This window comes from Ramlibacter sp. (assembly GCF_013697775.1).
Lineage (GTDB): Bacteria > Pseudomonadota > Gammaproteobacteria > Burkholderiales > Burkholderiaceae_C > Ramlibacter.
On record NZ_JACCWG010000104.1, the window covers coordinates 1 to 7,957 of the forward strand.

Genomic DNA, 7,957 nt, shown 5'->3' on the forward strand with positions numbered 1-7,957 from the left:
GAGCACGGCCTCCCAGGCGTCGATGTTCAGCTGCGCCAGCTGCACGTTGGCGGTCACGCCCTGTTCCGGCAGCGGCGCGGTCTCGCCCGGCGCCAGGCCGATGGCGATGCTGCCGCGCAGCACGCGCGCTTCTTCGGCCGACACGTCGCGCTGGAACACAACGGAGGCGATGCGGCCCAGCTCCACCGTCAGCTGGTCCTGCAGCCGCCCGGCGCCGTCGCGGCTGACCACCGTTTCGTAGCGCAATGGCAGCACCGACTCGGGTGCCTTTTTCAGCGGCGGCGGCAGGTTGATGCCCATGCCCTGCAAGTTGCTCGCCACCGAGAGTTCGGGCACGCCGCGCTTGAAGTTCAGCGTCATCGCATAGCTGGCGCCGCCGCTGAAGTCGCGCGCGAGCCGCGACACGAACCCGAGCTCGCGCGCCTGCCGCAGCGCTTCGGCGGTGGTGGTGCCATTGGCGCGGATCTGCGTCACGGGCTCGCCGCCCGGCTGCGGCGACGGCCGCATGCCGCCTTCGACGCGCACGTCGCCGCCGAGCGCGCGCGCCTGCGTGCCGACCAGCGTGAAGCCGCGCTCGCTGAAGGTCACCGCGCCCCTGGCGCGCGCGAGCAGCGGGCTCTCGGGCGTGATCTGCAGATCGTTGCCAGGCAGCGTGACCGTGCCCTGCACCTGCGAGTGGTCGATCTGCCGCACCGGCAGCACCAGGCGCAGCTGCACGTCGGCCGTGCCGCTGGCGTGCGCCTTCGCGAGCGCGTTGCCGGTGAAGCCGGCCACCGGCGAGCCGTTGACGATGGCCAGCGACTCGGTCAGCGGCCCGCGGATCAACCCGGTGACGCCGACGGTGGTGCTGTGGAAGTCGGGAATCGAGGCATCGGCTTTCACCTGCAGGCCCGGCGCGCCGGCGAAGCCGCCCACCGCGCCCTTGACCTGCATGCCGTTGCCCTGGAACACCAGCTCGCCCGACAGCTGCGTGAGCGCCGGCCACGACACGGTGCCGTGCTGCGCGCTGCGCGGCACATAGGCGAAGGTGGCGTCCCGGATGTCGGCCGTGATCAGGAACTCGCCGGACCTGGCGTCCCGGAACGGAAAGTCGTGCAGGTCGCCCTTGACGCGGAATTTCGCGGCGGTGGCCACGCCGCGCTGCACCGATTCATGCACATACGCGCGCGCGTTCGCAGGCACGCCCAGCGGCAGGTAGCGCCACACGCGCGTGCCGTCCGCGCGGCTGAGGCTTGCCTGCAGGTCGAGCACGCCCGGAAAGCGCGTGCGGCCCGGCGCCTTCGCGTCGCCGGTGCGCCAGCTGGCCTGCGCCTGGCCTTGCGCATCCGCATTGCTGAACTTGAGGTTGACCACCGACACGGCGATTTTCGGTCCGTCGATCTGCCACTGCAGCTCGCCGCTCAGGCTGTCCATCGGCAGCACCGGGTCCTCGAACACGCCGGGGAATTCCAGCGCGCCCTGCTGCAGCGCCAGGCGCGCCTTGCCGCCGGTGTGCGTGAAATCGAAATCGAGCGACGCGCCTCGCAGGCCCGGCGTGCCGGCATGCGCGCGCGACACGGCGCTGGCCGGCGTTGCCGCCGATAGCGCGGCCGGTGGTGGGGCCGATTGGGAAGCTGGCTGCGCGGCGATCGCCAGCCGGGAGGCTTTGCCGCGCGCCTCGTATGTCTGCAAGGCGCCGATCGGCCCTTGCCACTTGGCCTGCAGCGTCTCCACCAGGCCTTGCGGCGCATACGCCGACAGCGCCGCATGCGTCGCGGTGCCCAGCGGCAGCCGGGTGGCGATCTGGCCCAGCGCGGCCAGGTCCAGTTTGTCCGCGCGCAGTTCGCCCGCGGCGGGCTTCTGGCCGCGCGCATCGGTCCACGACAGCGACACGTTGCCGCCCGGCCAGCGCAGGCCGTCGCGCGTTTCGAACTGCAGCTGCTGCGTCTCGAAGCTGAACCCTTCGGCGGAGCGCTTGCCGCCCAGGCGGCCCGACAGCTGGCGCAGCGCGAGCGGCTGCAGGTTGGCACCCAGCGTGGCTTCGGCCTCGACCAGCGCGACGTCGGCGGTGCCGCCGGTCAGGCGCCCGCGGTCCACGTCGGCCCAGGCGCGCACGCTGCCCTGGCCCTGGCCGATGCGCACACCCAGGTCGGCGTAGCGGCGCAGCTGCGAGAGGTCGATGCGGGCGAAGTCGGCATGGAGCTCGCCGATCCACTCGCGCCATTGGCCATCGGCGCCGGACAGCAGCGGCTGGCGGAATTTTCCGATCAGCGAGAAGCGCTCGCCCCATTCGGCCGGCGGCGTGGCGTCCAGCCGCAGCGCATGCCGCCGCGCGCGGTTGCGCACCACGAAGTCCACGCCGCTCAGGGCCAGCGTCGGCGCGTCGCGCGCCTCGTCGGTCCACTGCACCATGCCGCCGCGGATGGCGAACTCGCCCTGGCGGAAAAACCAGTCCGCGGCGCGGCCATCGTTGACGCTGGAGCGCGAGAAGTCCAGGCCGGCCACCGAGATGCGGCCGTCCTTGGCGCGGCGGATGTCGAGCTTCGGACCTTCGATGTAAAGCTGCTCGAAGCCCAGGTTCCACAGCGAGCGCGGAGACAAGGCCACCAATACCCGTGGCAGCCGCAGGGCCTCGCGGTCCTGGGCGTCGAGCAGCACCACCTCGCGCAGCTCGAACGAGGGCACCAGTCCTTCGCTGCGCGCGCTGATGCTGCCGATGCGCACCGCAACCCCTAATGCGTGTCCGGCTTGCTGCTCCAGCATGGGACGGAACTCGCCGATTCGCGGCACAATCCACGCATGGAGCGCTCCCCACGCCAGCGCCAGCAGCAGCCACAGTGCCAGCAGCAGCCACAAAGCACATTTGGCGACGGCGGCATAGGCCTTCAGCGGCCGTGAGGGAAGCGGCAGCGGCTCGTTCATGAATACATCGATGTGGCAGGCATTATGACCCCCGGCACCGCTTCAAACGCTGCCGGCGCGCCGCTGTCCTTGCATTCGCGCCTCGCACAGCGGCTGCGGCGGCGCTATGCGCAGGAACTGCCCCTGCTCGTGCCCGGCGTTCCCGTTTACCGCAGCATGACCGGCGCCTATGCGCGCCTGCGCGACCGAGGCGACGACACCGGCATTGCGCTGCGCATCGTGCGCCAGCTGGTGGTGGAGCGCCTGATCGCGCTGGACTGCGACGCCGGCTGCCCGCTGTCGGAGGTGACGGCGGCGATGACCGACCTGGCCGAATTCGCGCTGGAAGTGGCCTGCGGCCAGGCGCTGAAAGACCTCGACGCGCTGCACGGCGCGCCGCTCGGTCCCGACGGCGAGCGTGCCCAGCTGTGGGTGATCGGCATGGGCAAGCTGGGCGCGCGCGAATTGAACGTGTCCAGCGACATCGACCTGGTGTACGTGTACGACCAGGACGGCGAGACCACCGGCGACGCGAACGGCCGCGGGCGCATCAGCAACCACGAGTATTTCGGCAAGGCGGTCAAGGCGCTGTTCGGCCTCATCGGTGACGTGACCGAGCACGGCTTCGTGTTCCGCGTCGACCTGGCGCTGCGGCCGAACGGCAACTCCGGCCCGCCGGCGGTGTCGCTGGGCGCGCTGGAGGATTATTTCCAGGTGCAGGGCCGCGAGTGGGAGCGTTTTGCATGGCTCAAGAGCCGGGTGGTCGCGCCGCGCACCTGCATCGCCACCGGCTCTGCCCAGGAGCTTCGCACCTCGGTGCTGCCGTTCGTGTTCCGCCGCTATCTCGACTATGGCGTGTTCGAGGCGTTGCGCGTGCTGCACCGCCAGATCCGCGAGCACGCGGCGCGGCGCGCGGCCGGCCGGCCCGAGCGCGCCAACGACGTGAAATTGTCACGCGGCGGCATTCGCGAGATCGAGTTCATCGTGCAACTGCTGCAGGTGGTGCGCGGCGGCCAGTACCCCGAGCTGCGCACCCGGCCGACCCTGCGCGCGCTGGAACGCCTGTGCGCGGCCGGCCTGATGCCGCAGGCCACGGCCGATGCGCTGGCCGCGGCCTACGATTTCCTGCGCCGTGTCGAGCACCGAATCCAGTACCTGGACGACCAGCAGACGCACGTGCTGCCCATGGGCTGCTGCGACGGAGAATCCGACGCCGACCTGACATGGATCGCCCGCACCATGGGCTATCCCGACTGCTGCCTGTTCCTGCACGAGCTGGACGGCCACCGCGAGCTGGTGGCCCAGGAGTTCGACAAGCTGCTGGGCAGCGGCAACGAATGCCGAGGCTGCAACGGCCCCAAGGGCGGCCGGCCGGTGCCGCCCGACCTGGAGACGCTGGCCGAGCAGCTGCCTGCGGCACTGGGCGCGCGCGTGATGCTCTGGAGCCGCAGCCCGCGCGTGCTGGCGCTGCGCGAGGAAGCGCGCCAGCGCCTGTCGCGCCTGATGCAGCGCACCGGCCAGTGGGTGCTGGACGGCCGCGTGGAAGAGAGTGCGGCGATGCGCATGGCCGACTGGGTCGAGCCGCTGCTGCGCCGCGAAAGCTATCTGGCCTTGCTGGCTGAGCGGCCGGGCGTGCACGAACGCCTGCTGCGTCTGCTGGGCGCGGCGCGCTGGCCGGCGCGCTACCTGATGCAGCACCCCGGCGTGATCGACGAGCTGGCCAGCGACGGCCTGCTCAACGAGCGCTTCGACGCCGCCGAATTCGAGCGCGAGCTGGAGCGCCGGCGCCAGTCGCTGCACATCACCGGCGAGGACGACGACGAGGCGCTGCTGAACCTGCTGCGGCGCGCCCACCATGCCGAAGTCTTCAGCACGCTGGCGCGCGACGTGGAAAGTGTGCTCACGGTCGAGCAGGTGGCCGACGAGCTGAGCGCGCTGGCCGACGCGGTGCTGCGCGTCACGGCGCGTTGGTGCTGGGAGCGGCTGAAGAACCGCCACCGCGACGCGCCGCAGTTCGCCATCGTCGGTTACGGCAAGCTCGGCGGCAAGGAACTGGGCTACGGCAGCGACCTGGACATCGTGTTCGTCTATGAAGACGAGGACGAGCACGCACCCGACGCCTACGCTGGCTTCGTGCGCAAGCTGATCAACTGGCTGACCACGCGTACCGGCGAAGGCGACCTGTACGAGATCGACACGGCGTTGCGGCCCAACGGCAGCTCCGGCCTGCTCATCACCACCTTCGAGGCGTATGCCAAGTACCAGGAAGGCCGCGGCAGCAACACGGCCTGGACCTGGGAACACCAGGCGATGACGCGCGCGCGCTTCGTGCTGGGCGGCGCCGGCCTGCAGGCGCGCTTCGACGCGGTGCGCGAAGCGGTGATCGGCGCGCCCCGCGACGCCGCGGCGCTGCAGCGCGAGATCGTCGCCATGCGCGACAAGGTGCGTGCGGCGCACCCGGTGAAGCGCGGGCGCTTCGACGTGAAGCACAGTCCCGGCGGCATGGTCGACGCCGAATTCGCGGTGCAGTTCCTGGTGCTGGCGCAGGCGGCCGCGTATCCGGAACTGATTCCCAACGTGGGCAACATCGCACTGCTGCAGCGCGCCGAGGCGGTGGGCTTGCTGCCGCCCGGCGTGGGGCATGCCGCCGCGGATGCCTACCGCGAGCTGCGCCGGGTGCAGCACCGGGCACGGCTCAACGAGGAGCCGACGCAGGTGGAGCTGGAAACCCTGGCTGCGCAGCGCGAGGCCATCCTGCGCTTGTGGCAGGCTGTCTTTTCCGAAGCCATCAAAAAAGACAGTTTCCGTCAGTAACCCACGACAACTGCGGCCTACCACGCAATGGTAGGCTTGCGGGTTCCGCCCGCGGCGGCTCGCGCGCGCCGGCCGCATCTCTCTCTCCCGCGCGCAACTCCTCCTAGAAGGACAAAAGAAAAATGAACACCTTGCGCCTGCTCGCGCTGCTCGGCATTGCCATGGGACTTTCCGGCTGCGCCGTGCCGCATCCGCCGGAGAACGTGAACGCGGCCACGCCGCCGCAGTGGTACGCGCCGCTGCCGCACAACGGCACCATGACCGACCTCACGCGCTGGTGGCAGCAGTTCAACGACCCGCTGCTGATCGAGCTGATCGGCTCGGCGCAGACCGCCAGCCCGACCGTCGCGACCGCGGCGTCCAACATCGAGCAGGCACGCGCGGCCCGCGTCGCCGCCCGCGCCGCGCTACTGCCCACGCTGGACGCCACCGCCGCCGCCTCGCGCAGCAAGAGCGCGCCGCCCACGCCGATCGCCTCCGTGGTGCAGACCGGGCTGGACACCGCCTGGGAGATCGACGTGTTCGGCGGCAACCGCGGCACCGCGCGCGCCGCGCAGGCGCGGCTGGAGAGCGCACAGGCCGGCTGGCACGAGGCCCGCGTGTCGGTGGCGGCGGAAACCGCCAACAGCTATCTCAACCTGCGCACCTGCGAGCGCCAGCTGGTGGTCGCCACCAACGATGCGCGCTCGCGCGCCGAAACCGCGCGGCTGTCCGACCTGAGCGTCAAGGCAGGCTTCACCGCGCCGGCCAACGCCGCGCTCGCGCGCGCCAGCGCGGCCGAGAGTTCGGCCCGCGCGACGCAGCAGCGCGCGCAGTGCGAGATCGAGGTCAAGGCGCTGGTCGCGCTGACCGGCCTGGCGGAGCCGCAACTGCGGCAGAAGCTGCTGGCGCGCTGGGCCGAACCGGCGCAGTTCGCGCTGGTGTCGGTCGCCGCGCTGCCGGCGCAGGTGGTCGCGCAGCGGCCGGACGTCTACCGCGCCGAGCGCGAAGTGGCCGCCGCCAGCGCCGAAGTCGGCACCGCACGCGCCGACCGCTTTCCGCGCGTGTCGCTGTCGGGCTCCATCGGGCTGGGCCGCGTGCATGCGCAGGGCGTGAGCGCCTCGCTGGACACCTGGTCGATCGGCCCGCTGGCCGTGACCGTGCCGCTGTTCGACGGCGGCCGGCGCGCCGCCAATGTGGACGCGACGCAGGCGCGCTACGAGGAAGCGGTGCTGCTGTACGGCGCACGCGTGCGCCAGGCAGTGCGCGAAGTCGAGGAAGCGCTGGTCACCCTGGACAGCGCGCGGGCGCGCAGCACCGACGCGCAGACCGCAGTGGACGGCTACCGCGTGTCGTTCAACGCGACCGAGGCGCGCTACCGCAGCGGCCTGGCCAGCCTGATCGAGCTGGAAGACCAGCGCCGCCTGCTGCTGGCCGCCGAAACCAACCTGGTGGCGCTGCAGCGCGAACGCATCTCCGCCTGGATCGCGCTGTACCGCGCGGTCGGCGGAGGCTGGGCGCGCCCGGACGCAGCCACGGTGGCCGGCTCGTGATGCGCGGCCCGCGCACCACACCCCGGGGCGAACACAAGCACATGGCGCCGCGCGCCTGGCCGCTGCTGCTGGCCGTCGCGCTGGCGCTGGCCGCCTGTGGCGACGACGCCGGCAAGAAAGCGGACGGCAAGAAGACCGACGACAAGAAGGCGGCCGCGCCCCGGCCCTCGCTCACCGTCACCACCACCACCGCGCAGCAGGTGATGCTGCCGGTCACGCTGTCGGCCAACGGCAACCTGGCGGCCTGGCAGGAAGCCAGCGTCGGCGCCGAGACCGCCGGCCTGCGCGTCGCCGAAGTGCGCGTGAACGTCGGCGACCGCGTGCGCAAGGGCCAGGTGCTGGCCACCTTCGCCGCCGACACGCTGCGCGCCGACCTGGCGCAGGCGCGCGCCGTCATTGGGGGCATCGGCGACGACCTGATGCGCACGACCCAGCTCACCGCGATGGCGAACCTCGAGACCGAGGCGCAGCGGTGGGCGACGAGCTACCGCGCGAAGGTCGCCGCGGGCACATGGTCCTCCGAGCGCTGGGTCAAGTACGGGAACGACCTCATCGCGATGGCCGAGCGCTACGTGCGCGACGCCGGCGACCTCGCGACGCAGTTCTCGCGTCTGGCGAACTTCGTCGGCGACTTCGGCCAGTGGGTCGTCTCGCACTGGAAGGGCGTCACCGACAAGATCGCCGCGCTGAACAGGGAATTCGAGCGACTCGGCCGGGAGCGACAGCTCCTC

At 71.6% G+C, this 7,957-nt stretch carries 4 protein-coding genes; 3 read left to right on the plus strand and 1 reads right to left on the minus strand.

Annotation, left to right across the window (positions count from 1 at the left end; all coding sequences use genetic code 11):
- Window positions 1-2,901: DUF3971 domain-containing protein (locus tag H0U68_RS05490; RefSeq protein ID WP_296353456.1), on the minus strand; the 2,901-nt coding region annotated here is incomplete at its 3' end.
- A gap of 24 nt (window positions 2,902-2,925) precedes the next feature.
- On the opposite strand from H0U68_RS05490, the gene glnE reads away from it, so the two are divergent.
- From glnE to H0U68_RS05505, 3 genes are all read left to right on the plus strand, one after another.
- Complete coding sequence (glnE, locus tag H0U68_RS05495; protein ID WP_296353458.1) at window positions 2,926-5,694, plus strand: bifunctional [glutamate--ammonia ligase]-adenylyl-L-tyrosine phosphorylase/[glutamate--ammonia-ligase] adenylyltransferase; 2,769 nt, start codon at window positions 2,926-2,928, stop codon at window positions 5,692-5,694.
- Window positions 5,695-5,816: 122 nt separating this feature from the next.
- Complete coding sequence (locus H0U68_RS05500) at window positions 5,817-7,226, plus strand: efflux transporter outer membrane subunit (RefSeq protein WP_296353460.1); 1,410 nt, start codon at window positions 5,817-5,819, stop codon at window positions 7,224-7,226.
- Window positions 7,226-7,957 (plus strand): biotin/lipoyl-binding protein (locus tag H0U68_RS05505; protein WP_296353462.1); only part of this gene is annotated, 732 nt, incomplete at its 3' end. The genes H0U68_RS05500 and H0U68_RS05505, both read left to right, overlap by 1 nt.

Excerpts from the sequence above, each read along its gene's own strand:
- H0U68_RS05500 (WP_296353460.1), top strand. The coding sequence starts at position 5,817 with ATGAACACCTTGCGCCTGCTCGCGCTGCTCGGCATTGCCATGGGACTT.
- glnE (WP_296353458.1), top strand. The coding sequence starts at position 2,926 with ATGACCCCCGGCACCGCTTCAAACGCTGCCGGCGCGCCGCTGTCCTTG.